This window comes from Muricomes intestini (assembly GCF_004346165.1).
Classification (GTDB): Bacteria; Bacillota; Clostridia; order Lachnospirales; family Lachnospiraceae; genus Muricomes; species Muricomes intestini.
Genome location: NZ_SLZZ01000014.1, coordinates 37,319 through 60,784 on the forward strand (window position 1 = coordinate 37,319; position 23,466 = coordinate 60,784).

A 23,466-nucleotide genomic window follows, 5' to 3' on the forward strand; every position below is an offset into this window, starting at 1 on the left:
CGAATAGGGCGGATTTCGAATGTTTTTAGGATTGCGGGAGCACAAAGTGCGGAGCAATCTGTAGGTATCAGGGGGCAAACTGGATGCACGCTTTAAGTGAGTTGAGGAAACTTAAAGGAAAATTTGACATGTATACTATACGGAAAAAGAGAGGATTTTTTATGGAGACAATGTTTATCGGGACATGGTGGGCCTTGGTGCCGCCGCTTTTGGCCATTATCCTGGCCCTTGTAACAAAAGAAGTGTATAGTTCGCTTTTTATCGGGGTTGCGGCCGGGGCGCTGCTTTATACGGGCTTCCGTCCCTGGGATTCTTTTGTTGCGTTTTTTGATATTATGAAAAACAGCATCAATTTGAACATCTTGATATTTGACGTTTTGTTGGGAATGATTATTGTACTGCTGTCAAAATCGGGAGGCTCTGCAGCATATGGGAACTGGGCCGGGAAAAAGATTAAATCTAAAAGAAGTGCACTTCTGGCAACAACAGGACTGGGAATTTTAATTTTTGTGGATGATTATTTTAACTGTTTGACAGTGGGTTCCGTAATGCGTCCGGTCACAGACCGCTATAAGGTATCCCGCGCGAAGCTGGCTTACATTATTGATGCTACAGCGGCGCCTGTCTGTATTATCGCTCCTGTATCAAGCTGGGCGGCGGCAGTAAATTCCTATGTTCCGACAGATGCAGGAATAAGTGGATTTCAACTGTTCCTGAGAACTATACCTTATAATTTGTATGCGATTCTGACGATAGCTATGGTGCTTTATATCAGTATTACAGGCTTTGATTTCGGACTCATGAAAAAGCATGAAGAAAATGCGGCAAAGGGAGACTTATTTACTTCCGGGGCAGAAGAGTTTGAGCAGGTTAAAAAGGAAGAAATTTCACCCAAGGGACGGGTTACGGATCTGATTTTGCCGGTTTTGGTGCTGATTTTCTCTGCGATTGGTGCAATGATATACACAGGATTTCTCGGTGGGGCGACAGACATTGTTGCTGCATTTGCAAATTGCGATGCGGAAACAAGCTTGATATTTGCCACATTGCTTACTGTGTTTTTTATGTTAGCCTTATATATACCCCGCAGAATTATCACTTTCAAATCTTATATGGACAGTCTCGTAGAAGGTTTTAAAATGATGATTCCGGCGGTGACGATTTTGGTATTTGCCTGGACCTTGAAGGGAATGGGAGATGCACTTCAAATTGGTGATTTTGTGGGCAATCTGGTGAAAAGTGATACTTCTGCAAGTGTGATTATTCCGGCAATCATGTACGTGATTGCAGTATTTCTTTCTTTTTCTACAGGGACAAGCTGGGGAACATTTGCCATTCTGGTGCCGATTGCCACAGCAATGTTTCCGGGCGGAAACAATCTGGAAATGATGATTATATCAGTAGCTGCAGTTTTGGCAGGGGCGGTGTGCGGCGACCATGTTTCACCAATTTCAGATACCACGGTTATGTCCTCGGCGGGAGCACAGAGTAATCATATTAACCATGTGACGACACAGATGCAGTATGCGGCTATAGTCGCTGTGATCTGCATTCTGGGATATATCATAGCGGGACTCGTACAAATCTGGTGGATTGCATTGGGACTAAGCCTGGCGATTCTGTTTGTTGTTTTGACATTTATGAGAAAATACGTGGAAGGAAAAACGAAGAAGGTAGAATTGGATGATTAAAATAGATGTACCGTACATTGACCAGAGCTTGAAGTATCCTACAGGCTGTGAGAGTGTATCAGCTGTCATGTTGCTGCGATATTTAGGCTATGACCTGTCTGTGGATGAATTTATTGTAAAATATTTGGAGTGCCGGGAGATGGAAACACGTGACGGCCGGGTTTTCGGCCCGGATCCGAATGAGTATTTCTGTGGCAGCCCTTATGATAAAGATTCTTTTGGCTGCTACGCTCCGGTGGTTCAAAAAGCACTGGAAAAGGCTGCAGGAGATCGTTACGAATTTATGGATGAGACAAATACACCTGTGGAGCAGCTCCTGACGAAGTATATTGATAATGGAATGCCGGTTGTATTCTGGGCATGCATCAATATGAGGGAGCCAATTGTTGGACCCGAATGGGTACTGACAGATAGTGGACAGACTTTTACGTGGATTTCCAATGAACATTGCATGTTGCTTGTGGGCTATGATGAAGAAGGATATTATTTTAACGACCCTTATGAGAATAATGGAGTTATCAAGTATCCCAAAAATCTTGTAGAGGACAGGCACAGGGCACAGCATCAGATGGCAGTGGGAGTGATATATAGGTAACGCCTATATATCACTCTCTTTTATTGTGATGTCCTATTGGACGGGCGGTAGAAGAACTACTATAATAGGAATAGAGAGATTGTAATTGCTCAGGGGGGACGAGCTTGTAAAGTCAGTTTTTGGATTTTTCTGCCCTTCTGATATAATTGCAAAAATATTATGAAGTGGGGGAAAGCTTTTATGAATTTATTTGATTCAAAGAAGAAATTGGCACTTGCAGGTGTGCTGTGCGGCCTGGTTGCCGTATGTCTGGCTATTTTTGGAAATCCTGCAAACATGGCATTTTGCATCGCCTGTTTTATCCGTGATACTGCGGGAGCTTTGGGGTTACACCAGGCGGAGGTGGTACAGTATGCGCGTCCGGAGATTATTGGACTGGTACTGGGAGCATTTATTATTTCCTTGGCAACGAAAGAGTACAGTTCCACAGCAGGTTCTGCGCCGATGATCCGGTTTGTACTTGGGATGGTTCTTGTGATCGGGAGTTTAGTATTTTTGGGCTGTCCTCTGCGCATGGTGATCCGTATGTCTGCGGGAGACTTAAATGCATGGGTTGCTTTAATTGGATTTATCCTTGGGGTTGGAACAGGAGTTATCGCTTTAAAAAAGGGATTTAGTCTGGGGCGCGCCTATGTTACCCACAAAACCAACGGCGTTGTACTTCCGGCATTGATGCTCAGTATTTTGCTGCTTGCCCTATTTACGTCTCTTCTGAAAGCGAGTGAGAGCGGCCCGGGAAGCATGCACGCCCCTTTAATCATGTCATTGATTGGGGGACTGATTTTTGGAGCACTGGCCCAGAAATCCAGGATGTGTTTTGCAGGCGCCATCCGTGATGTAATGCTGATGAGAAATTTTGATCTGATGACAGTGATTGGCGGCCTCTTTGTTGTAATGCTGATCTTCAACATTGCAAGCGGGAGATTTGTGTTTGGGTTTAACACACCGGGAATTATTGCTCACTCACAACACTTGTGGAATATCCTGGGAATGTATGCGGTTGGATTTGCAGCTGTATTATTAGGCGGGTGTCCACTGCGCCAGCTAATTCTGGCAGGACAGGGTTCTTCTGATTCAGCCGTAACAGTGCTGGGAATGTTTGCGGGAGCAGCAATCAGCCATAATTTTGGACTTGCGTCCAGCGGAACTGCATTAAATCCGGAGACGCAGGAAGTTATTGCAGGTGCTGTGACAAATAATGGCAAGATTGCGTTGATTATCTGCATTATTATATGCTTTGTTATCGCATTTACAAATAAGAGAGAAGGTGCAAAATCATGAAAGAAGTAGATGCCAGAGGGCTTTCCTGCCCGGAACCTTTGATGCTTGCGGGGGAAGCACTGAAAAACACAAAGGAGCCCATTAAAGTTCTTGTGACCGAACCTCATCAGAAGGTAAATGTGGAGAAGTTTGCAAAAAGCCGTGGCAAGACAGTGGTGTCAAGTGAAACAGAAGAAGGATTTGAAATTACCATTTCCTGATACATAAAAAGGGGTCTGACCCTTTTGACCGTCGAATTCTCAATTGTTTCAAACAATTGAGAAAATGGTCTGCAAAAGGGTCAGACCCCTTTGCGAGGGAGCGTGTTATGAAGAAGAAAAAAATATATAGGAAACTCTTAGTTCTTGGGATAATTGTTATAGCAGTACTTGTCTATTTTATGGTACCTTCTGTAAAAACACAATTGAATAACGTTATATCCATGTTTGCCACGGGAGACTTTACCGTGGTCAGTGAATTTGTTGCCTCTTATGGGGCTTATGCAGCAGTTATCTCATTTGTGCTTATGCTCCTTCAGTCGGTGGCAGCTCCACTGCCGGCATTTTTGATTACATTTGCAAATGCAAATCTTTTTGGCTGGTGGAAGGGAGCATTACTTTCATGGAGCAGTGCCATGGCAGGTGCGGCATTGTGTTTTTTTATTGCGCGGATTTTGGGAAGGGATGCAGTAACTAAGCTCACCAGCAAAGGTGGACTGGAACAAATAGACAAATTTTTTGAAAAACATGGGAAAAACACTATTTTAATCTGCCGTCTATTACCTTTTATATCTTTTGATTTGGTGAGTTATGCGGCAGGCCTGACGTCCATGTCTTTTGGCAGCTTTTTTATTGCAACAGGAATTGGGCAGCTGCCGGCAACGATTATATATTCTTATGTGGGGGGAATGCTTACAGGTGGGGCAAAGTTATTTGTAACGGCTTTGTTTATTCTCTTTGCATTATCAGTACTTGTCGTTTTGCTGCGTCAGATTTATATGGAACGTCAGGAAGCAAAAAATCACGATATGGATCAGTAAAGCTGATTTATAATAGAACAAAAAATTTGCAATAAAACATTTTATCAGGAGGAAAAGGAAGATGAAAAAAGTTGTTGTATTTATTATGACTGCAGTACTTTCACTAAGCGTTATTGCATGTGGAGGCAAGGAGAAAGAAACAAAAAATGATGCTGCAAAGTCGGGGAGCAATCAGACAGCAGCAAGCGCTGATACGGAGGCAGCTGGTGAACAGAAATATAAAAATCTGACTGTAGATGCAGATAAAAAAGAAATATCTTTTGAAGCAGTATTGAATGGAACATATTTTACAGAACCCACCCGGCATGCTATCGTGGGGGAAGACGGCGGAAATGCGGATAAGTCAATGTTCCGTGCAAAAGCTTACAATGTGGATTTCAACGATGCTTTGGAAGAACTGGGATTATCCGGTGATAGCAATGTTTCTATGGATGACATGTCAGCGTCTGCAGACAAAAACATTGTAAACACAGGGGATCCTCTTGAATTTTTCATTCAATGGGATGGACAGGAAGAAATTCCTTTCAAGGATGTTATAAAAGCAGACAAAGATTTTGACTGGAATGTTGTATTTACAGGCAACAGAGACGTGGCAGAATCCACACAGGCCGGATGTTTCCTCTGTCTGGACAGCTGTGCAGCCGGAATTGCTGTCAATACTCTTCCGGTGGGAACCACGGCCGAAGGCGGAACACAGTTTTTTGCAAATGAGGAGGTTCTCCCGGACGACGGAACTACAGTTACTATTACCGTTCGTCCTGCAGAATAAGTAAAGAGTAAAATGAGATGGTTTAAGGCATTTTATAACGGCTCTTTATGGGCCATGGCAATCGCACTGACCTGCTTTCACAATACATGGATTCAAATGCGTATCAATACCGGATATATCTTTTATGGAAGCTGGCTGGTTCTGACAATATTATGCTATATCGCAACTAAAAAAAGAGAAACCGGAATTCTCTTTTCGATAACAAGCATGATTCTTTGCATAGCGTATAGTTATGCATTATATGGCTGGAAACGTCTGCAGATAGTACCGGCAAGCTTATTGCGTGAAGGGATTCATCAGCCCACAATAAAGTTCGCAATAATAAATAAAGTCATAATTGCATTTATGATAATAGGGATTATTATTATAATATTGGAAAATATTAGAGAGAAAAGAGACCACAAAGGAAGAACACTATGAAAAAGAAAATTTTATCAATACTTTTTTGCACTATGCTGACAACTTTTACGGTATTAGGCTGCAGTTCAAAAGAAGAGAAGAAGGATACAAAAAAACAGGACACAAAGCCTGCCGCAGAGCAGACCTCGAAAGTGGAGGCGGAAGCTGTAGATACAAAGCAGGTCTATGTAACACCTGAATGGGTACAGAGTGTGATTGACGGAAATCAGGACGAGTCTGATAATTATGTGATTCTGGAATGCTCCTGGGGCACGGAGAAGGACTCTCCCGTTTATGGTGAGGCGCATATTCCCGGGGCGTATCACATGAATACCGACAATATTGAAGAGGATCAGTACTGGAATATACGTTCAGGGGAAGAAATTGAAAAAGTTTTAACTGATTTCGGTATTACAAAAGACACAACGGTTATATGCTATGGGGATATTGGAACAAATTCTGCAGATGACCGAGTGGCTTTTACAGCCTTGTGGGCCGGTGTAGGGAATGTGAAATGTCTGGACGGCGGTATGGAAGCCTGGACAAAGGCAGGGTATGACACTGAGGACGGAAGCAATGAGCCGAAAACAGCAAAAGAAGCCTTTGGCGTGGAGATACCAGCTCATCCGGAATACATCCTTACCATAGACCAGGTAAAAGACAAACAGGAAAATGATGAGAAATTTAAATTGGTAAGTATCCGCAGTAAAGATGAATTTTTAGGAAAAACCAGTGGATACAGCTATATAGATAAGGCAGGAGAGCCAAAAGGAGCTATCTGGGGACACGATACAGACGATGGTTCTTACTTAGACAAGAATGGCAATACAGTGGGAACAGATGTCCTGAAAAATTACCTTTCTGAGTCCGGCGCCTCTCTGGATGATGATCTTGCCTTCTACTGCGGGACAGGCTGGCGAGCTACCATTCCGTTTCTGATTATGTATCAGGAAGGATATACAAATATGAGTCTGTATGACGGAGGCTGGTTTGTATGGCAGATGGATGACTCCAATCCAGTTCAGGTAGGAGATCCTGCAAGTGACAATGTTGAATATATAACAGTTGGAGGATTGTCAAACGATAAAGCTGCAAAATAGGTGACAAAGGGCGAGGTTAAGATATTATGACAAAAGCAGGCAAGAGATTGTACATTGTAGATACGGTATTGGAGGTGCTGTGTTTGGCGGGTGCCTATATCGTAGATTATTTTACAAGAAAGAAAATGGGGATGGCGCGATATGTATCTTATAAAAATTACTCATGGGAAACTAAATATCCTATGAGAATGTTGTCTTATATCGGGATTATCACACTCAGTATTCTGACAGTGGCGTTCCTTATACTGTTTTTTCAAAAAATACAAGAGATGGGAAGAGGGGAGTATATCATGGCAGGAGCCGTAATACTGCTGACGGTATTGTATGTATGGTATACTCTTGTCTTCTCCAGAGAGATTCAGCGTTCATATTACCTTGTAAGCGCATTATATGGTGCAGCTGCATTTCTGCAGATTGTAAAAGCGGGGACATTCCTCATCAGGAGACGAAATGAAAAAAATAATAAATAAAAAAGTATTGATTTTTGCCGGAATTATTGTACTTGTTTTAGTTCTAAACTCCATTTTCGGCTGGTCTTCCTACTTGAGTGACGCGAAAAATCTGAAGTTTTTGGAAACACTGGTAGAGGATAATATCTGGCTTGCGGTGGGGCTTTATACAGTAATCACAGTAGTCGGATGTGTAGTGCTGGCTCTTCCGGGTATAACCTTCGCTATTCTCGCGGGAGTTTTGTTCGGCCCCTGGCTCGGTACAGTGTGCTGTTCCCTTGCCACAACAATCGGCGCCGGCCTTGCATTTTTTGCAGGAAGATTCTTTCTGCAGGACAGCATTAAGCCGGTGGCAATGAAAAATAAATACTTAAAAAAGCTGCTGTTTGCTGAAAGCGGCAAAAATGAAATCTTTGTATTAATGATCACAAGGTTGGTTCCGCTGTTTCCCTTTAATCTCCAAAACTTTGCGTATGGGATAACAGACATCAGGTTTGGTACATACTTTTTGTTTTCTCTTCTTTTCATGATTCCCGGGACTGCCATGTATACTTTTGGAACTGCCGGATTGGTTGACAAGGAGAACCGCTGGCTGTATATAGGCATGGCGGTTTTGCTTGCGATAGTGGTCATCAGTGTGGGAAAGTTTTTCCAAAATAAATATGTTACGGCAGATGAAGGGGAAAAGTAAAGTGGACAATAAGAATATGATATTGGATGCATCTAAGTGTATTCACTGTGGTAAATGCACTAAAAGCTGTATCTTTTTAAGAAAATATGATATTGATATCGGAAATACAGGGAGGCTAGAAGAACTGGCATATCATTGCTTTCTGTGTGGGAAATGCAGCAGAGTGTGTCCGATAAAAATTGACGGGAGAGAGATTATTCTAGATATCCGGAAAAAAAGAGTGAAAAAAAACCGAGGAAAAATAGACGAGAAGGGATATAAACTTCTCATAAAGGAAAAAGAAAAATATTTGTTTCAGAATTACCGCCATATTCAAAAAGGTTCTGTTCTGTTTCCAGGATGTAATTTTCCTTCTTCTTATCCGAAGACAACGCAGTTGGTCTATAAAATGCTGAATGAAAAACAGGAGACAGGGATTGTCTTTGATTGCTGTGGGAAACCCATAGAGGAGATTGGAAAAAGCCGGGAGGCCGAAAGGATTATACAGAAGATAAATTTCCATTTTCTCGAAGCAGAGGTGACCGAGGCTATAATGGTCTGTCCCAATTGTTATTATTTCCTGAGAAATAAATTAGAAGTGAAAGTGGTCAGTATTTATGAGAAGCTCAGGGAACTGGGCATAGGAAAAAAGCTGGAGGAAGAGGAAATACATATTTTTCAGCCCTGCCCTGACAGAGCGGCGGGGGAATGGCTGCAGCATATGGCAGCCTTTTTACCGAAAAAAGTGGATTTGCTTGAGGATGTGCAGTGCTGCGGCATGGGGGGCTGTGCCGGCGTAAGGGAACCTGAACTGGCAAAAGGATTACCCCAGAGCATAAAAGAAAAGAAATACAAAGACATCTATACCTATTGCGGAACCTGTGGAGGAAATCTGACAAGAACAGGGGGTAGTAATGTGCATCATATACTTGCGGAAATCACAGGTAGTAAAGAGGAGGCTGATATAAAAAAGTCGCTTCTAAATCGTGCGAAAACAAAGTTCAAATAGAACAGAACAAAGATACGGAGGGAGAAGAAACATGGATACTTATTACAATCCGTCGGATTTGGGAAAATTTGGAGCAATAGGAGAGAAAGCTCCGGAACTAGCGGAAAAGTTTTTTGATTATTATGGTGCTGTTTTTGAGGAAGGTGCGCTGACAGCAAGAGAAAAATCTCTCATTGCGTTGGCCGTGGCTCATGCAGTACAGTGCCCGTATTGTATTGATTCCTATACGAATGACTGCTTAAATAAGGGTGTCAGTGAGGAGCAGATGACGGAGGCAGTTCACGTGGCAGCTGCCATCAGAGGCGGTGCGACACTGGTTCACGGAGTACAAATGAAAAATATTGTTAAGAAACTGGAGTTATAAAAAATGTTGGAACAACTGGAAAAATTAACAGATATAGCGGATTTTTCTGAAATGATATCCGATGATAGAGTAAAGAATACGGCCGATTCAATGGATGTTCTTCAGGTCAACCTGGGCAAAATGTGCAATCTTGCCTGTAAGCACTGCCATGTGGAAGCAGGACCCGGACGAAAAGAAGTAATGTCAAAGGAGGTCATGGAAGCCTGCCTTGCAGTTTACAAAAAACAGCGGCTTTCAACTATTGACATTACCGGAGGTGCTCCGGAGATGAATCCAGATTTTGAATGGTTCTTAAAAGAAGCCTGCAAAATATCCGGACATGTCATTGTACGTACAAATCTGGTTATTTTGCTGGAGGAAAGGTACAGGCATCTAATACGCCTATATGCAGAAAATGGAGTAGAACTGGTTTGCTCTCTGCCCTATTATGAGGCCGGCAGAATGGACAAAGTGCGGGGAAGCGGTACATTTAACAAAGCAATCAAGGTGCTTCAGGAATTGAACAGATTAGGATACGGAGAAGCCCCCAACTTGGTGTTAAATATGGTATATAATCCGGCAGGTGCATTTTTCCCGCCCGAGCAGGGTGCCATGGAGCAAGAGTATAAGAAAAAGCTTGGCGAGAAGTACGGAATCACGTTTAACCAGTTGTTTACAATTACGAATAATCCGACCGGAAGGTTTGGGACTTTTCTGGTAAATAGCGGGAACCTTGAGAGTTACATGCATAAACTTTACAATGCTTTTAATCCGTCAACGCTGCCGGGCATGATGTGCCGCTTTCAGCTGTCGGTGGGCTATGATGGAGCGCTTTATGACTGCGACTTTAATCAGGCAGCAGGCATTCCAGTCTCGACAGGAGAAGATATATTTGATATAATAAACAAGGATTATACCCCGAGAGAAGTATGTTTTGGCAGGCACTGTTATGCCTGTACTGCCGGACAAGGATCCAGCTGCGGCGGGGCCACAGAAGAATAAAAAAGCCGGAGGGGGGAATCAGTAACATGAAAGAAGCAATTCTTATATTTACAAGGATACCTATTCCGGGGCACACAAAAACCAGAATGATGCCATATTTTTCAGAAAAAGAATGTGCTCAGCTCCATATATGTTTTTTGGAAGATATAGTAAGAGAATGCCAAAAGACCGGCAGAGATTTATATGTATTTTTCACACCGGAAGGGAAGCAGAATATTCTGTTTCCCATTTTTGGGAAAATTGTGAAATACAGGGAGCAGAAAGGCAGTTCCCTGGGAGAGAGAATGAAAAATGCTCTTCAGGAAGTTTTTGAAGACGGTTACAGGGCTTGTGTTTTAATTGGGACCGATATCCCTGAACTGAGAGCCTCTTATCTGGAAAATGCTTTTGAAAAGCTGAGAACGCAGGATGTTGTACTGGGCCCGACCCCGGATGGGGGATATTATCTGATAGGGATGAAACAGCTGTATACAGCGGCCTTTGAGAATCAGACTTACGGGCATGAAACAGTGTTTGAGAATACCGTCGACGCGCTGAAAGATAAAAATCTCTCCATTGCCTATATTCCTCGGCTTGCAGATATGGATTGCCCCGAGGATTTACATGGGTTCACAGAAAGATACAGAAACAGTTTGAGATGGCGGAAAAGATTCATAAGCCAGCAAAGAGGACAACACAGCGAAAATACCAGGAGATTCATATTAAACCATCGGAAAGTTTCAATCATTATCCCAACATACAATGAAGAAAAAACAATCGGTTATATCCAGAAGCAGCTAGAATCAATAAAAGATAAGTGTGAGATTATTTTTACCGATGGGGGAAGTACGGACAGAACTCTTCAGAAAATAAAAAAGGAGTTTAAAGTCATAAGTACGGAGAAAGGAAGAGGCTGCCAGATGAATGCAGGAGCGAAAGCGAGCCACGGCGATATTCTGTTTTTTTTGCACTGTGACAGTAAACTGCCGTCAAATCTATTAGAGCAAATCCGATATGTAATGAAAGAATACCGGGTGGGCGGTTTTGGAGTCGCTTTTGCATCCGGGAATTTCTTTATGTTAACATGCAGAATAATTTCTAATTACCGTATGAAAGTCCGTGGTATTATATTTGGGGATCAAGGCATGTTTATAGAAAGAAAACTATTTTTTGAAATGGGGATGTTTCAGGAGATACCGATTATGGAAGATTATCAATTCTCCCTGGATCTAAGGAAAAGAGGAGAAAAAATCGGCATGGCGCCAAATCGCATTTACACATCTGGCCGGAGATACCCAAAGGGAACAGTCCCCAAATTAAAACTCATGTGGAAAATGTACAGCCTTAGGAAGAAGTATCGGAGGGGTGAATCCGTTGAAAAAATAGCGGAAGAATACAGAGATATCAGATGAGGGTGAAAAATTAATGCATGTCCACTAGTGAGGAGAAAGGATGTATGTCTATCGTTGAAATTTATATTATCTAAATTCTGCTGATGTATTATATGCGGGGACTGACGGCATCGTCGCTGTCAGTGAAAACATATTTAAAAAATTATCTGGCAATTTTAATTTGCGGTCTATTTGGTACGGTGGCCAGCATGAACTATGTGCTGTGTATCTTTTTAAATGTTGTCTGTATGTTCATTCTCGTATACTTTTATGAAGATGATTTTCTTCCAAGATCCCATTTTATGTATGGCTTTGCTTTTGTAATGCTGCAAGCCCAGCCATATCCTGCATCTATGCTCCCCCAGAGGATATTATCTATGCTGTATGGCTTCTGTGTCATAAGTCTATATCTTTTCCTGAAAAGACGCAGAAAAAAACAATCTGGACTGAAAACTTTCGCAGTGCAGGGAAGCAGACTGCTCGGTGAAGAACTGTTGAGAATTTCTGATAAAACCGGAACGGTGAACAGTGAGAAGAAGCTGTCGGCTCTCGTCAGCCGGCTGGTCCAGAAAATGTATCCTGATGTGGTGAAACAAAATGCCTTTCTGAGCTCACATACATTGGCGGACAGGTACAGAAATGGGGACTGGAATGTCACACTTTCGCACCTGTCACTTTATATCTCCCGGGTGCCGGAACGGGAAAACCAAAATATCCCGGAAGGAAAAGGTGTTGGTTTCAAGTGGAGAAACCTGATGACACAGTTCAACCAGCATTCCTGCCGGGGACGGTTTGCCCTTAAGGCAGCTATTTATTATTGGGACAGGAAACTTTGCCCTGCTTTATAATTCAATTAAATCGTGTGTAAAGCGCACCATGTTTTCATACCCGTCTTCTGTCACCAGGAGCTGGTCTTCGATTCTTATGCCGCCCCACTGTGGTATGTAGATGCCTGGTTCGATAGTCCGCACATTTCCTGCGGGAATAGGAGTGGTGTCTGTTATGGAATCAAAAGGCCCCTCATGCACAAAAAGCCCAATTCCATGGCCGATATTGTTGTATTGATAGCCCATATAAGGAGTATCCTGGATGGCTTCGAGAGATTTGAGATAAATTTCTTTTCCGGTGATTCCAGCCTTTGTGATCTCCGTAGATTCTTCTGTCATCTGTTTACAAAGGGCATACACTTCTTTTTGCTTTTCAGTAGCTTTACCGACCACAAAGGTGCGCGTCATGTCTGACATATATCCATTTACCTGACACCCGAAATCCATCAGTACAAGATCACCGTATTTGATTGCCTTTTCAGATGGAATACCGTGGAGAAGAGAGGTCTTTGCACCTGATATCAGGATATTTCCGTAAGGCATTGTGTCTGCGCCTTCCTGCACCATGTAAAGAGAAAGGGTTGCAGCAAGTTCCTTTTCTGTAATCCCTGGTTTGATGAGAGGCATCAGTCGTTCCAGTGCCCTGCAGGAAATTTCGCAGGCATCTCTCATATACTGAATTTCTTCTTCTGTTTTTACCTGACGCATCTCCTCAATAACGCCTGAACAGGGCACAAGAGTCGTGGGAACCTTTTCCTGGAAGGTTAAGAAATCTGCGTAACTTAAGAAATCCGATTCGAAGGCAACGTTAGACAGCTTCTTTTCAGTGACTAGTGTACCTACCATATCACCCTTTGTCTTTCCGGGGGTACGCCAGTTTTTGATAACATATTCAGGACACTCTAAGCCGGCCTGCTCCGTGTATCTGGGGTCTGTCAGAAAAAAGTATCCATTTTCGGTAATCAGCAGTGAACTGTCATCTCCGGTATAGCCGCTGATGAAGCGGACGTTTTCCTTTTTTGCTACGTAAAATGCGTCAATGCTGTGTTCTTTCATGTAGGTGAGTAACTTCTTTTCGTTCATAATCAGACATCTCCGTTTCTATTTTTTGAATGTTTTGTCTGCAGCTTTGCACTGTAGATTTTGGGGGAGTGAGGTTTCACGAGCGCCCCTTTAACGTCCAGTATATTCTCAATTGATGGGCAAGTCAAATTATTTAAGGCCACATTTTTAACAGTCAATGTATCATTTTCAAATTTCATTTTATCCAGAGCCTTTTGTGTAAGAGACTCTATACGGTCAGGATATAGCGCAGCGTACTGTTTTAGCTTTTCATATGTTTCAAAATACATAAACAGGTCTCCTTTACTTTGAAATTATTTCATAATATAATCATGATACCAGGGTCAAAAGGTCATGCGTTTCATGCTTTGCATGAAAAAGCATGACTTTGGGACCCGCAAAACATGAGAAAGTAGCCCGAGCAGGGCGGATTTCGAATGTTTTTAGGATTGCGGGAGCACAAAGTGCGTAGCAATCCGTAGGTGTCAAGGGGCAAAATACCTTTTGACCCCGGTATCATAATATAATCATAGTGAAAATAATTAAAATATAGTATATATAAAACAGACAAATAGTATAATTATATAGACTAATAAAGTACGTTAATATAAAAATGTGATATAATTGGTCAGAAGGACACAAATATTCTACCAGGTCTTTTTGAACAGTTATAGTTTAAGCGGAGGGAGGAGACATGAAGATTAAAGTTAAGGGAAATCAAAATGAAGAGATTGAGGATTTATTTGCGGATTATCCGTATGCCTTTCATTCTGTTGATTTAAAAAACACAAAAATACCGTGGCACTGGCATGAGGAACTGGAATTTGATTATGTTTTGAAAGGCAGCGTGAGGGTGGTCACCCCCAATGCCAGTTATGTTTTTCGTGAAAAGGATGGGTTCTTTATGAATACAAACGTATTGGCGACTATGGAAAATATAAAGGGTGAAAGGCCGGGCTGGGTGGAATCCCATTTGTTTCATGCTGTATTTTTGGGAGGACATTTCAAGAGTGTCTTTGAAACAAAATATCTGAATCCAATTATGCAGAATAAGAAGCTGGAAATTATGGGATTTCGCGGTGAAAATACAGAGCAAGAGGAAATGTTGAAGAAATTGAATCAGTTATCTGCCCTGCAGAGGAAAAAAAATACAGAATTTCAGACAAGAAATTGTTTGTCAGAAATGTGGCTTCTCTTGATGCAGCAGTTGAAAAATGAGGAAAATAATGGATTTCCGGTAAAGAGAGTAAATCAGGAGCGGATTCAGGCAATGATGACTTTTATCCAGCAGAATTATAAAGAAAAAATATCTCTTGAGGACATCGCTTTGTCGGCTTCTGTCAGTGGGCGGGAGTGTCTCCGTTGTTTTCAAAATTGTATACACAAAACACCTTACGAATATTTGCAGGAGTACAGGATCGAGGCGGCAAAGAAATTGCTTCGAGATACAGATATACCGGTTATGGATATTGCATTTCAGACAGGGTTTACGGATGGGGCTTATTTTGGAAAGGTCTTTAAAAATGCGTGTGGAAAAACACCTGGTTCATACAGAAAAAATTCAAGAGAAGAATTGTAAAGCAGGAAAAGTAATGATACAATTGAGTCAGTTGACAATAACTGTTACTGAAAACACATGAGCAAAGAAAGGATACGGTGGAAGGCTATGAAAAATATTAAACTTAATAATGGTATCGAGATCCCTCAGTTAGGACTTGGAGTTTTTCAGACCCCCAAAGGCGAGGATACGGTGAATGCTGTAAAATGGGCACTGGAGGCAGGTTATCGGCATATTGACACTGCAAAGGTGTATGGAAATGAGGCGGATGTAGGGCAGGCGATACTGGAGAGCAAGGTGCCCAGAGAAGAAATATTTCTCACCACAAAGCTGTGGAACGATGATATCCGTGCAGAGAGAACAAAAGAAGCTTTTGAAGAAAGCCTGAAAGCGTTAAAAACAGATTATGTAGATTTGTACCTGATTCACTGGCCGGTGGATAAGTTTGAGAAGGCATGGCTGGTCATGGAAGAGCTGTATCAGGAAGGAAAAATCAAGGCCATCGGACTGAGTAATTTCCACAAGGGACACCTGCAGAAGATTCACGAAATTGCCCATGTGAAGCCCGTTGTGGATCAGATTGAATCTCATCCTTATATGAATAACCAGGAATTGATTGATCTGAATAAATCTATGGGAGTTGAGGTGGAAGTGTGGAGTCCGCTTGGAGGGACAGGCGGTAATGTGCTCCAGGATGAGACCTTAAATAAACTTGCAGGGAAATATAAAAAATCACCTGCTCAAATTGTACTGCGCTGGGATATTCAGAGAGGTGTCATTGTAATTCCAAAATCTACACATAAAGACAGAATTGTTTCTAATCTTGATGTTTTCGATTTTGAACTGGCTGATGGGGATATGGCGGCAATCAATCAGCTGAACAAAAACCTTCGTGTGGGGGCAGATCCGGATAATTTCGACTTTTAACAATTATTAAGGAGTAAAGCGATGAGAGTTGTATATGTAAAATCACCATTTCAGTTTGATATAAGGGAGACGGATATACCTGAGCCGGGAGAAAACCAAGTTTTATTGGATGTCAGGGCCTGCGCGGTGTGTGGTACGGATATGCACACCGCCGAATCTGATGCAGATATATTTCAGAGCTTTGGACACGAGATAGCAGGAGTTGTCGTGGAAAATGGCCCCGGTTCCTATCGGTTTCGGGCAGGCGACAAAGTAGTGGTTGAAAGCGGGACCTTCTGCCATGTCTGCGAAAACTGCAGAAATGGAAGGCCGGATTTGTGTACCAACGGCTTAAGTATTCTGGACGATGTAGAGATCAGTGGATACGCGGATTATATGCTGGCCCCGGAGCAGGCGCTGGTGGCATTTGACGGTCTGGATTTTAAGGAGGCGGCTTTGGCCGAGCCGCTGGGGGTTGCACTGGATTTGTTTTATACAACAGGAATAGAGTTGAATGACGATGTGGCAGTCGTTGGACTGGGCCCTATTGGTCTGATGACCATTGCACTGGCAAAGGCTGCAGGTGCAAGGAATATTTATGCAATTCAGAGAAGCAAAAGATCAAAGGCCAGAATTGAACTCGCAAGAAAGTTGGGGGCAACAGATGTTATACTGACCGAGGATACAGACCTTTCGAATTATAATTTTCCGAGAGGCGGAGTGAATAAAATTATGATAACGGCAGCGCCCTCTGTAATTCCTGATATGATGAAGATTGCAGTTTACGGAAGTATTATCGGATTTCTGGGAATTGATTTACAGCACGGAGATATTACATTTAATGCAAATGATTTTCATTTTAAAAAGCTGCAGCTGAGGGCATCATATGCAGTCCCGGCACTGTGGTTCCCACGGGCGCTGGAGTTGTTGAAATCCAAAGTAGTGGATCCGAAAGATTTTATTACACAGACGTTCCCACTGGAGGACACTGAGCAGTACTTCAGAAAGCAAAAAGAAGACAGCAGCGATGTGATTAAGATGGTCATGGTAAAAACCGAAGACTAATGTGTTTTTATGAGCGTTCATGTGTGAGACGGGAAACGGAGGCAGTTTAGATGGAGATAAAGAGTGTAGCGTTGATTGGCTTGGGAGCAATGGGGGTTTTCTTTGCCCCAAGGATGGGAGAGCACTTGGGGAAAGGGAATTTTTGTGTAATCGCACAGGGCGAACGGAAAAAGAAGCTTGAAACTCAAGGGGTAACCGTAAATGGAGTGAACTACCGTTTCCCAATCTGCACACCCCAAAATGGTACGCCTGCGGATTTGGTCATTATGGCGGTAAAAGATATGGCGCTTAATCAGGCGATTGAGGATATTCGGGAGTTTGTAGGAGAGAATACACAGATATTATGTATTATGAACGGTGTGGAGAGTGAAGAGAGAGTGGCAGCGGTTTATGGCTGGGAGCATGTTCTTTATTCTTACATGAGAATGTCTATCGTTATGAGAGAAAACAAGGCGGACTTCGACCCATATTGGGGAAAAGTCTATTTCGGCGAGAAAAGAAATGATAAGCTGTCGGAACGTGTGAAGGCCGTCATGAATGTGTTGGAGGAGTGTGACATCCCCTATAAAGTGGAAAAAGATATGATGTGGGGTCTCTGGTTCAAATATATGTGTAATGTGGGCGAGAATATGACCTGTGCTCTGTTTGGTATCCCTTTTGGAGTTTATCGGGAGAGCCGACCTGCAAATGAAATCCGCTGGGCGGCCATGAAGGAAGTACAGAAGGTGGCAGCGGCAAAGGGAATTACAATCACAGATGAGCAGATGAAAAAGCAGCATGAGTCACTCTGCCGGATTCCTTATGAGAACCGGCCATCCACACTTCAGGATATAGAGGCAAAGAAAAAAACAGAAGTAGAAATGTTTGCCGGGACCATGGTGAGAATGGGACAGGAACTGGGAATTGAAACACCTGTATGCTGGATGTTCCTTCAGGGAATCCGGGTGCTTGAGGAAAAATATTTGTAGTAGAAAGGATATACAAAGGGTATACAATGGAAAAAATCAGAATTGGAATTGCCGGACACGGCAACATAGGGCGTGGGGTTGAGCTTGCCGTGGAGCGCAATGAAGATATGGAACTAAAGGCAGTTTTCACAAGACGAGCACCCGAGACAGTAGAAATTATGACAGAAGGTGTTCCGGTTGTTCATATGGATGAGTTGCCGCATTGGAAAAAAGATATAGATGTTATAGTTCTCTGCGGCGGCTCTGCCACAGATCTGCCGGTAATAGGACCTGAGATTGTAGAGAACTTCAATACGGTTGATAGCTTTGATACACATGCAAAAATTCCGGAATATTTTGCAAATATAGATACCGCAGCAAAGAAAGGCGGCAATGTAGGGATTATTTCCGTGGGCTGGGATCCGGGCATGTTTTCCCTGAACAGAATTTATGCAGAGTCGATTCTCGTACAGGGGGATACCTATACCTTTTGGGGCAAGGGTGTGAGTCAGGGACATTCCGATGCAATCCGTCGGGTTCCGGGCGTGAAAAACGGCATTCAGTACACAGTTCCGGTTGAGGAAGCTGTAGAAAAAGTAAGAAGCGGCTGTGGACCGGAGCTTACAACAAGAGAAAAGCATTTGAGAGAGTGCTATGTTGTGCCTGAAGAAGGGGCTGATCTGAATAAAATAGAAAAAATAATCAAAACCATGCCGAACTATTTTTCGGATTATGATACGACAGTTACTTTCATTACAGAAGAAGAACTAAAAGAGAATCACAGCAGGATGCCTCACGGCGGTTTCGTTATCAGAAGTGGAGAAACAGGAAGAGAAGGCAGTAAGCATGTAATAGAATATTCATTAAAACTGGACTCAAATCCCGAATTCACTGCAAGTGTCCTGGTATGCTACGCAAGAGCGGCATACCGCCTGTCGAAAAAAGGAGAGTGCGGGGCAAAAACCGTATTTGACATCGCACCAGCCCTGCTCTCTATAAAGACACAAGAACAATTAAGAGCAGAATTGCTGTAAAAAGGGGTCTGACCCTTTTGAGCTCCGTTTTCGCAATTGTTTCAAACAACTCCGAAAATGGCAAGCAAAAGGGTCAGACCCCTTTTAAGGAATTTCTGCCAGTGTTTTAAAGGTATATCCCATTTCTTCCCATTTTGTCAAAAGTTCGTCGAGGATTTCTGCATTTGTCTTTGAGGTGCTGTGGAGCAGCACGATTGCACCAGGGTGGACTCTGCCCAGTAGCTTTTCAAAGGCTTCTTCTTTTGTGGGCTGATTATCTTGATACCAGTCCACATAGGCCAGACTCCAGAAATAGGTTCTATATCCTAATTCTTTTGCCATCTCCAGATTGGTTTCGCTGTATTTACCTTGGGGCGGACGGTAATATTTAGTCATTTCCTGCCCGGTAATTTCTTTATACTTGGTTTCTACATCTCCCAATTCTTTCTGGAAATCCTCTTTGGAGGCCATCTGGGACATGTCGGGGTGGTGGTATGTATGGTTGCCTACGGTGTGCCCTTCTTCTGTCATTCTTTTTACTAAATCCGGTTCAGAGGAGATGAAATTTCCTACTACAAAAAAGGTTGCGGGGGCATTATGCTTTTTCAAAGCATCCAGTATGAGGGCAGTGTTGCCGTTTTCGTAGCCTGCATCAAAGGTCAGATAGAGAACCTTCTCGTCTGAATCTCCAATATAATATGCATCAAATTTTTTTAAATCTTCTGCAGTTGCATTGGCAATAGGCGCTTTCCCCTCCTCCTGAAAACTTAAGCCCCAGTTTCCCTCACCGCTTGCAGAAGTTGCAGCCGTTTCCGGGAAAAAGTGTTCCTGTGTTTTTCCAACTCCATGCCCTACGAGAAACGCGGCGGCAAAGAGAAGAACCACTTTGCCTCCTTGTTTCAGAAGGTGTGTGTTTTTTAATTTAATTTTCATTGCATCACCATAATCTTGACTATTATTACAGTGTATGCTAAAAATAATGTAAAAATTCTGACAATGGCCTGCAAAGGGGTCTGACCCCTTTGCAGGCCATTGTCAGAATTTTCTGGATAGCTTATCGTGTATATGGTTTCCCATGTTATAGTCCAGTTTTTTATTTAACCAGATTTCTTCGGAGCCGATGGCCTGATCCACCAGCATCATCAGCCCGGTCACAGTCTGAAGTCCTTCTTCCCCGGCAATTTTAAGAAATTCAGTTATCAGAGGGTTATATACAATATCTGCGGCAACTCTAAATTTTCTGATAATACGGCCATCTGCCGGGCTTTTTCCCACGTTAGGGTACATGCCGACAGGTATGGTATTGATTATGATGTCGCCGGGTGGAATTTCTGTTAAACTGCAGGTGTGAATATAGGAAAAATGTTTTTGCAGCTGCTCCCTTGCTTCTTTATTTCTAGCAGCTACTGTGACTTGGGCAGCGCCGGCGATGTGAAAACCATAAATCAGAGCTTTTGCCGCCCCTCCGGAGCCAAGAATTACGATATCCTGATTTTCCAAGACAATCCCAGCTTTGGAAAACATGCTCATCATTCCGATGTAATCTGTATTATAGCCGTAGGAGATACCATCTTTGAGAAGAATCGTATTGACTGCCCCTATTTCTTCCGCATGGGAATCAAGCACATCCACCAGCCGGCAGACCGTTTCCTTATATGGAATTGTTACATTCATACCAAGAATATTTTCTTCTTCCATAACCTTTAGTATCTGGAGAACTTCTCGATTATTCATTTCATACTTTTCATAAGTTCCCACAATACCCTGCTGCCTTAATAAATCCTTATGGATTTCAGGGGAAAGACTGTGTCCTAGCTTTTCCCCCAATAATCCGAAATGCAATACATTTTCAGCTTTCATATTAATCATTCCTGCCCCAAATCACTCCCCATTAAACCACTCCTGCTGCTTCGAAAAAATCAAGACTGGTGGGATACACATAGCTATCGCCTATTTTATGAAGAAGTACTACGTTTAAACAGTCATCCAGATTTTTCTTGTCAAGCTTGATTGCATCCGTAAGTGCAGAAACAGGCAGTCCACATTCATATGGAAGGCCATAGATTTTTAAAGTGCGATAAATTTTTTCTGCCTCTCCGGCCGGTGTCAATCCTGCTTTTTCGGATATTTTTGTGATCTGATACATTCCGATTGCAACGGCTTCCCCATGACTTTCTCTTTCATAGTGATAGTACTGTTCAATTGTATGGCCGAGAGTATGTCCAAAATTCAGAAGCATGCGCTCTCCGGTATCAAACTGGTCGGCCTCGACAATGGCACGCTTAATATCAATACATTGATAGATAATAGAGTTAAGATGACTCTTTAAATCGGTAAAAGAAGTATGAGAATTTAACAGGTCGAATAAGACTTTGTCCCGGATACAGCCATATTTAATGACCTCACCCATACCATCTGTAATATAGCGGTTCGGCAGTGTATCCAGAGTTTTCGGATCTACTAAAACCAATTGAGGGTGGTAAAAGGCACCCACCAGATTTTTCCCCTGGGGCAGATCTACAGCAACTTTCCCACCCACAGAAGAGTCCACCTGTGCAAGGAGTGAAGTGGGTATCTGTACAAACTTAACACCCCTTAAGTAACTTGCCGCTGCAAAACCGGCCAAATCCCCGATGACACCTCCGCCAAGAGCAATGACCAGATCACTGCGAGAAATCTTTTCTTCCAGCATAGCGCCATATATCTGTGGGAGCGTCTGAAAACTCTTTGTCGGCTCTCCATGGGGCAGGACAAGGCAGTGACATTCGTAGGAAGGAAGAGCCTTTATCAGAGCCTCACCGTAAAGCGGGTAAACATTGTCATCAGAAACAATAATAATACGCTTTCCCTTAAAAATTTGAGAAATATATAATTCTGCATTTTTTAAAATTCCAGATTCAATATAAACAGAATAACTGTTTTTCCCTAAATTAACTGTTAATTCCAAAAGTTTTCTCCCTTCAACACAAAAAGGCTTTCAAGGGGGTCAGACCCTTTTAAAAAGGGTCTGACCCCCTTGCGAACCATTTACACAGTTTTTCCAACAACTGCGGCAATTTGCTTGATTTGCTGCAGCAATTCATTATATTTTCCGGGTTTCAGAGACTGAACTCCGTCACACAGTGCGTTCTCTGGATCATTGTGGACTTCAATCATCAGTCCATCTGCTCCGGCTGCAATTGCAGCTTTTGCCATTGGGTCAACAAGCCACCATTTTCCGCCGGCATGGCTTGGATCTACTATGACCGGGAGATGCGTTTTTTTCTTCAGGACAGGTATGCTCTGCAGATCCAGGGTATTTCTTGTATAGGTCTCGAAGGTGCGAATTCCGCGCTCACAGAGGATGACGTTCTTGTTGCCGGAAGACAGGATATACTCTGCAGACATAATCCACTCTTCATAGGTAGCGTTCAGTCCTCGTTTTAAGAGAATAGGGCGGTCAATCTGTCCGAGCTGCCTGAGCAGGTCGAAATTCTGCATATTTCTTGCTCCTATCTGAATTAAATCTACCTTTTCATTGAAAACATCCAGATATTCCGTAGACATTAATTCTGAAACAATCGGGAGCCCGGTTTCCTGCTTTGCCTCATAAAGAATATCCAGGCCATCCAGTCCCAGCCCCTGGAAAGAATAGGGGCTGGTGCGGGGTTTGAAAGCACCGCCGCGAAGCAAATTTGCTCCGGAAGTTTTTGCCGCTTTTGCAATCTTCATGACCTGGTTAAGAGACTCTACAGAGCAGGGGCCGGCAATCAGCGCAAGATTGTCCCCTCCGACCTTTACGCCGGAGACATCGATGATGGAATCTTCTGGGTGAAACGCGCGATTTGCCAGCTTATAAGGCTCCTGGACATGCATTACTTTATCTACCCACTCATCTACCTCAAATAACTTTGGATCAATAGCTGTTGTATCGCCGATACAGCCGATAATTGTCATCTCCTGGCCTCTGACAATATGGGCTTCCAGGCCCTTTTTAATGATGAGATTCTCAACACGCTTGATATTCTCCTCAGGGGTATGTGGTTTTAATACAATAATCATAATCTATATCCTCCAATTTTAATGGCTTCATACTGTAAGATTTTAATTGTTTAAAGCGTGAAAACACCTGTATCATAAAACATCCACAGCTGAATGTCAATACTCCAGCGTTGACAATTCAACCTGAGAGGCGTAAAATTGTAACAGTTCGGCCAGCAGCTCGAACTGTTACATAATATTACAAATGAAAAACAAGAGAATTGAGGAATGGGGAATAAGAAATGAAAATTATTAAACAAATCGGCATCATCTTTACGATTTGCTGGCTCAGTGAGGTTATTACGGACAAGCTTCCGTTTGACTTTCCGGCAAGTATCGTGGGGATGTTTTTTTTGTTTATCTGACGAGTTT

At 42.7% G+C, this 23,466-nt stretch carries 27 protein-coding genes; 21 read left to right on the top strand and 6 right to left on the bottom strand.

What is annotated here, in order from left to right; translation table 11 throughout:
• Window positions 1-161 precede the first annotated feature (161 nt).
• The 15 genes from EDD59_RS10790 (at window position 162) to EDD59_RS10860 (ending at window position 12,544) form a co-directional block, all read left to right on the top strand.
• The gene (locus tag EDD59_RS10790) at window positions 162-1,691 is read left to right on the top strand and encodes a Na+/H+ antiporter NhaC family protein (protein WP_132381714.1); all 1,530 of its coding nucleotides are present in this window, start codon (window positions 162-164) and stop codon (window positions 1,689-1,691) included.
• On the top strand, window positions 1,684-2,286 hold the full coding sequence (locus EDD59_RS10795; RefSeq protein WP_132381716.1) for a C39 family peptidase: 603 nt from the start codon (window positions 1,684-1,686) through the stop codon (window positions 2,284-2,286). The genes EDD59_RS10790 and EDD59_RS10795 overlap by 8 nt, the downstream gene beginning before the upstream one ends.
• Before the next feature lie 180 nt (window positions 2,287-2,466).
• A complete protein-coding gene (yedE, locus tag EDD59_RS10800; RefSeq protein WP_132381718.1) occupies window positions 2,467-3,567 on the top strand; it encodes a YedE family putative selenium transporter in 1,101 nt (366 codons plus the stop codon).
• The gene (locus EDD59_RS10805; RefSeq protein ID WP_132381720.1) at window positions 3,564-3,767 is read left to right on the top strand and encodes a sulfurtransferase TusA family protein; all 204 of its coding nucleotides are present in this window, start codon (window positions 3,564-3,566) and stop codon (window positions 3,765-3,767) included. Before yedE ends, EDD59_RS10805 begins: the two co-directional genes overlap by 4 nt.
• Window positions 3,768-3,874: 107 nt before the next feature.
• Window positions 3,875-4,585, top strand: coding sequence for a TVP38/TMEM64 family protein (locus tag EDD59_RS10810; RefSeq protein ID WP_132381722.1), 711 nt, complete (start codon window positions 3,875-3,877; stop codon window positions 4,583-4,585).
• 61 nt (window positions 4,586-4,646) lie between these two features.
• Window positions 4,647-5,354, top strand: coding sequence for a YdjY domain-containing protein (locus EDD59_RS10815; protein ID WP_132381724.1), 708 nt, complete (start codon window positions 4,647-4,649; stop codon window positions 5,352-5,354).
• Between the two features lie 12 nt (window positions 5,355-5,366).
• On the top strand, window positions 5,367-5,774 hold the full coding sequence (locus tag EDD59_RS10820; RefSeq protein ID WP_132381726.1) for a hypothetical protein: 408 nt from the start codon (window positions 5,367-5,369) through the stop codon (window positions 5,772-5,774).
• Window positions 5,771-6,853, top strand: coding sequence for a sulfurtransferase (locus tag EDD59_RS10825; RefSeq protein WP_132381728.1), 1,083 nt, complete (start codon window positions 5,771-5,773; stop codon window positions 6,851-6,853). Before EDD59_RS10820 ends, EDD59_RS10825 begins: the two co-directional genes overlap by 4 nt.
• 26 nt (window positions 6,854-6,879) lie before the next feature.
• Window positions 6,880-7,323, top strand: a complete 444-nt coding sequence (locus EDD59_RS10830) for a hypothetical protein (RefSeq protein ID WP_132381730.1) — start codon at window positions 6,880-6,882, stop codon at window positions 7,321-7,323.
• Window positions 7,304-7,993: a TVP38/TMEM64 family protein gene (locus EDD59_RS10835; RefSeq protein WP_132381732.1), complete on the top strand. Its 690-nt coding sequence runs from the start codon at window positions 7,304-7,306 to the stop codon at window positions 7,991-7,993. The genes EDD59_RS10830 and EDD59_RS10835 overlap by 20 nt, the downstream gene beginning before the upstream one ends.
• 1 nt (window position 7,994) lies before the next feature.
• Entirely contained in the window at window positions 7,995-8,981 is a 987-nt protein-coding gene (locus EDD59_RS10840; RefSeq protein ID WP_165920910.1) for a heterodisulfide reductase-related iron-sulfur binding cluster, read from the top strand.
• 31 nt (window positions 8,982-9,012) lie between these two features.
• Window positions 9,013-9,345, top strand: a complete 333-nt coding sequence (locus EDD59_RS10845; protein ID WP_132381734.1) for an arsenosugar biosynthesis-associated peroxidase-like protein — start codon at window positions 9,013-9,015, stop codon at window positions 9,343-9,345.
• Between the two features lie 3 nt (window positions 9,346-9,348).
• On the top strand, window positions 9,349-10,326 hold the full coding sequence (gene arsS, locus EDD59_RS10850) for an arsenosugar biosynthesis radical SAM (seleno)protein ArsS (RefSeq protein ID WP_132381736.1): 978 nt from the start codon (window positions 9,349-9,351) through the stop codon (window positions 10,324-10,326).
• 26 nt (window positions 10,327-10,352) lie between these two features.
• Window positions 10,353-11,717 carry a TIGR04283 family arsenosugar biosynthesis glycosyltransferase gene (locus EDD59_RS10855; RefSeq protein ID WP_132381738.1) on the top strand — a complete coding sequence of 455 codons (1,365 nt, stop codon included), beginning with the start codon at window positions 10,353-10,355 and terminating at the stop codon, window positions 11,715-11,717.
• Between the two features lie 122 nt (window positions 11,718-11,839).
• Window positions 11,840-12,544 (top strand): hypothetical protein, encoded by a 705-nt coding sequence (locus EDD59_RS10860; RefSeq protein WP_132381740.1) that lies wholly within the window; start codon window positions 11,840-11,842, stop codon window positions 12,542-12,544.
• Here the strand turns inward: EDD59_RS10860 and EDD59_RS10865 are convergent.
• Together EDD59_RS10865 and EDD59_RS10870 are read right to left on the bottom strand one after the other, a co-directional pair.
• Window positions 12,539-13,606 (bottom strand): M24 family metallopeptidase, encoded by a 1,068-nt coding sequence (locus EDD59_RS10865; protein WP_132381742.1) that lies wholly within the window; start codon window positions 13,604-13,606, stop codon window positions 12,539-12,541. The genes EDD59_RS10860 and EDD59_RS10865 overlap by 6 nt on opposite strands.
• A 2-nt stretch (window positions 13,607-13,608) precedes the next feature.
• Entirely contained in the window at window positions 13,609-13,875 is a 267-nt protein-coding gene (locus tag EDD59_RS10870; RefSeq protein WP_132381744.1) for a hypothetical protein, read from the bottom strand.
• A gap of 404 nt (window positions 13,876-14,279) precedes the next feature.
• Between EDD59_RS10870 and EDD59_RS10875 the strand changes: the two genes are divergently transcribed.
• From EDD59_RS10875 to EDD59_RS10895, 5 genes are all read left to right on the top strand, one after another.
• Window positions 14,280-15,164, top strand: coding sequence for a helix-turn-helix domain-containing protein (locus EDD59_RS10875; protein ID WP_132381746.1), 885 nt, complete (start codon window positions 14,280-14,282; stop codon window positions 15,162-15,164).
• Window positions 15,165-15,251: 87 nt separating this feature from the next.
• Window positions 15,252-16,070 (top strand): aldo/keto reductase, encoded by an 819-nt coding sequence (locus EDD59_RS10880; protein ID WP_132381748.1) that lies wholly within the window; start codon window positions 15,252-15,254, stop codon window positions 16,068-16,070.
• Between the two features lie 21 nt (window positions 16,071-16,091).
• Window positions 16,092-17,114, top strand: coding sequence for a zinc-dependent alcohol dehydrogenase (locus EDD59_RS10885; RefSeq protein ID WP_132381750.1), 1,023 nt, complete (start codon window positions 16,092-16,094; stop codon window positions 17,112-17,114).
• Window positions 17,115-17,164: 50 nt separating this feature from the next.
• Window positions 17,165-18,082 (top strand): ketopantoate reductase family protein, encoded by a 918-nt coding sequence (locus EDD59_RS10890; RefSeq protein WP_132381752.1) that lies wholly within the window; start codon window positions 17,165-17,167, stop codon window positions 18,080-18,082.
• 26 nt (window positions 18,083-18,108) lie between these two features.
• Window positions 18,109-19,095 (top strand): diaminopimelate dehydrogenase, encoded by a 987-nt coding sequence (locus EDD59_RS10895; RefSeq protein WP_132381754.1) that lies wholly within the window; start codon window positions 18,109-18,111, stop codon window positions 19,093-19,095.
• An 84-nt stretch (window positions 19,096-19,179) separates the two neighbouring features.
• Here EDD59_RS10895 and pdaA read toward each other — a convergent pair whose 3' ends face one another.
• The 4 genes from pdaA to aroF form a co-directional block, all read right to left on the bottom strand.
• Window positions 19,180-20,007: a delta-lactam-biosynthetic de-N-acetylase gene (gene pdaA, locus EDD59_RS10900; protein ID WP_132381756.1), complete on the bottom strand. Its 828-nt coding sequence runs from the start codon at window positions 20,005-20,007 to the stop codon at window positions 19,180-19,182.
• Window positions 20,008-20,109: 102 nt separating this feature from the next.
• Window positions 20,110-20,934, bottom strand: coding sequence for a shikimate dehydrogenase family protein (locus tag EDD59_RS10905; protein WP_165920911.1), 825 nt, complete (start codon window positions 20,932-20,934; stop codon window positions 20,110-20,112).
• A 31-nt stretch (window positions 20,935-20,965) separates the two neighbouring features.
• Window positions 20,966-22,021 (bottom strand): 3-dehydroquinate synthase, encoded by a 1,056-nt coding sequence (gene aroB / locus EDD59_RS10910; protein ID WP_132381760.1) that lies wholly within the window; start codon window positions 22,019-22,021, stop codon window positions 20,966-20,968.
• Window positions 22,022-22,101: 80 nt separating this feature from the next.
• Complete coding sequence (aroF, locus tag EDD59_RS10915; RefSeq protein WP_132381762.1) at window positions 22,102-23,115, bottom strand: 3-deoxy-7-phosphoheptulonate synthase; 1,014 nt, start codon at window positions 23,113-23,115, stop codon at window positions 22,102-22,104.
• 221 nt (window positions 23,116-23,336) lie between these two features.
• On the opposite strand from aroF, the gene EDD59_RS18300 reads away from it, so the two are divergent.
• Window positions 23,337-23,459, top strand: a complete 123-nt coding sequence (locus tag EDD59_RS18300) for a hypothetical protein (protein ID WP_279233355.1) — start codon at window positions 23,337-23,339, stop codon at window positions 23,457-23,459.
• Window positions 23,460-23,466: the final 7 nt, after the last annotated feature.

Coding starts and splice junctions, on each gene's coding strand:
- EDD59_RS10790 (WP_132381714.1), top strand. CDS start 162: ATGGAGACAATGTTTATCGGGACATGGTGGGCCTTGGTGCCGCCGCTT.
- EDD59_RS10795 (WP_132381716.1), top strand. CDS start 1,684: ATGATTAAAATAGATGTACCGTACATTGACCAGAGCTTGAAGTATCCT.
- yedE (WP_132381718.1), top strand. CDS start 2,467: ATGAATTTATTTGATTCAAAGAAGAAATTGGCACTTGCAGGTGTGCTG.
- EDD59_RS10805 (WP_132381720.1), top strand. CDS start 3,564: ATGAAAGAAGTAGATGCCAGAGGGCTTTCCTGCCCGGAACCTTTGATG.
- EDD59_RS10810 (WP_132381722.1), top strand. CDS start 3,875: ATGAAGAAGAAAAAAATATATAGGAAACTCTTAGTTCTTGGGATAATT.
- EDD59_RS10815 (WP_132381724.1), top strand. CDS start 4,647: ATGAAAAAAGTTGTTGTATTTATTATGACTGCAGTACTTTCACTAAGC.
- EDD59_RS10820 (WP_132381726.1), top strand. CDS start 5,367: ATGAGATGGTTTAAGGCATTTTATAACGGCTCTTTATGGGCCATGGCA.
- EDD59_RS10825 (WP_132381728.1), top strand. CDS start 5,771: ATGAAAAAGAAAATTTTATCAATACTTTTTTGCACTATGCTGACAACT.
- EDD59_RS10830 (WP_132381730.1), top strand. CDS start 6,880: ATGACAAAAGCAGGCAAGAGATTGTACATTGTAGATACGGTATTGGAG.
- EDD59_RS10835 (WP_132381732.1), top strand. CDS start 7,304: ATGAAAAAAATAATAAATAAAAAAGTATTGATTTTTGCCGGAATTATT.
- EDD59_RS10845 (WP_132381734.1), top strand. CDS start 9,013: ATGGATACTTATTACAATCCGTCGGATTTGGGAAAATTTGGAGCAATA.
- arsS (WP_132381736.1), top strand. CDS start 9,349: ATGTTGGAACAACTGGAAAAATTAACAGATATAGCGGATTTTTCTGAA.
- EDD59_RS10855 (WP_132381738.1), top strand. CDS start 10,353: ATGAAAGAAGCAATTCTTATATTTACAAGGATACCTATTCCGGGGCAC.
- EDD59_RS10865 (WP_132381742.1), bottom strand. CDS start 13,606: ATGAACGAAAAGAAGTTACTCACCTACATGAAAGAACACAGCATTGAC.
- EDD59_RS10870 (WP_132381744.1), bottom strand. CDS start 13,875: ATGTATTTTGAAACATATGAAAAGCTAAAACAGTACGCTGCGCTATAT.
- EDD59_RS10875 (WP_132381746.1), top strand. CDS start 14,280: ATGAAGATTAAAGTTAAGGGAAATCAAAATGAAGAGATTGAGGATTTA.
- EDD59_RS10880 (WP_132381748.1), top strand. CDS start 15,252: ATGAAAAATATTAAACTTAATAATGGTATCGAGATCCCTCAGTTAGGA.
- EDD59_RS10885 (WP_132381750.1), top strand. CDS start 16,092: ATGAGAGTTGTATATGTAAAATCACCATTTCAGTTTGATATAAGGGAG.
- EDD59_RS10890 (WP_132381752.1), top strand. CDS start 17,165: ATGGAGATAAAGAGTGTAGCGTTGATTGGCTTGGGAGCAATGGGGGTT.
- EDD59_RS10895 (WP_132381754.1), top strand. CDS start 18,109: ATGGAAAAAATCAGAATTGGAATTGCCGGACACGGCAACATAGGGCGT.
- pdaA (WP_132381756.1), bottom strand. CDS start 20,007: ATGAAAATTAAATTAAAAAACACACACCTTCTGAAACAAGGAGGCAAA.
- EDD59_RS10905 (WP_165920911.1), bottom strand. CDS start 20,934: ATGAAAGCTGAAAATGTATTGCATTTCGGATTATTGGGGGAAAAGCTA.
- aroF (WP_132381762.1), bottom strand. CDS start 23,115: ATGATTATTGTATTAAAACCACATACCCCTGAGGAGAATATCAAGCGT.
- EDD59_RS18300 (WP_279233355.1), top strand. CDS start 23,337: ATGAAAATTATTAAACAAATCGGCATCATCTTTACGATTTGCTGGCTC.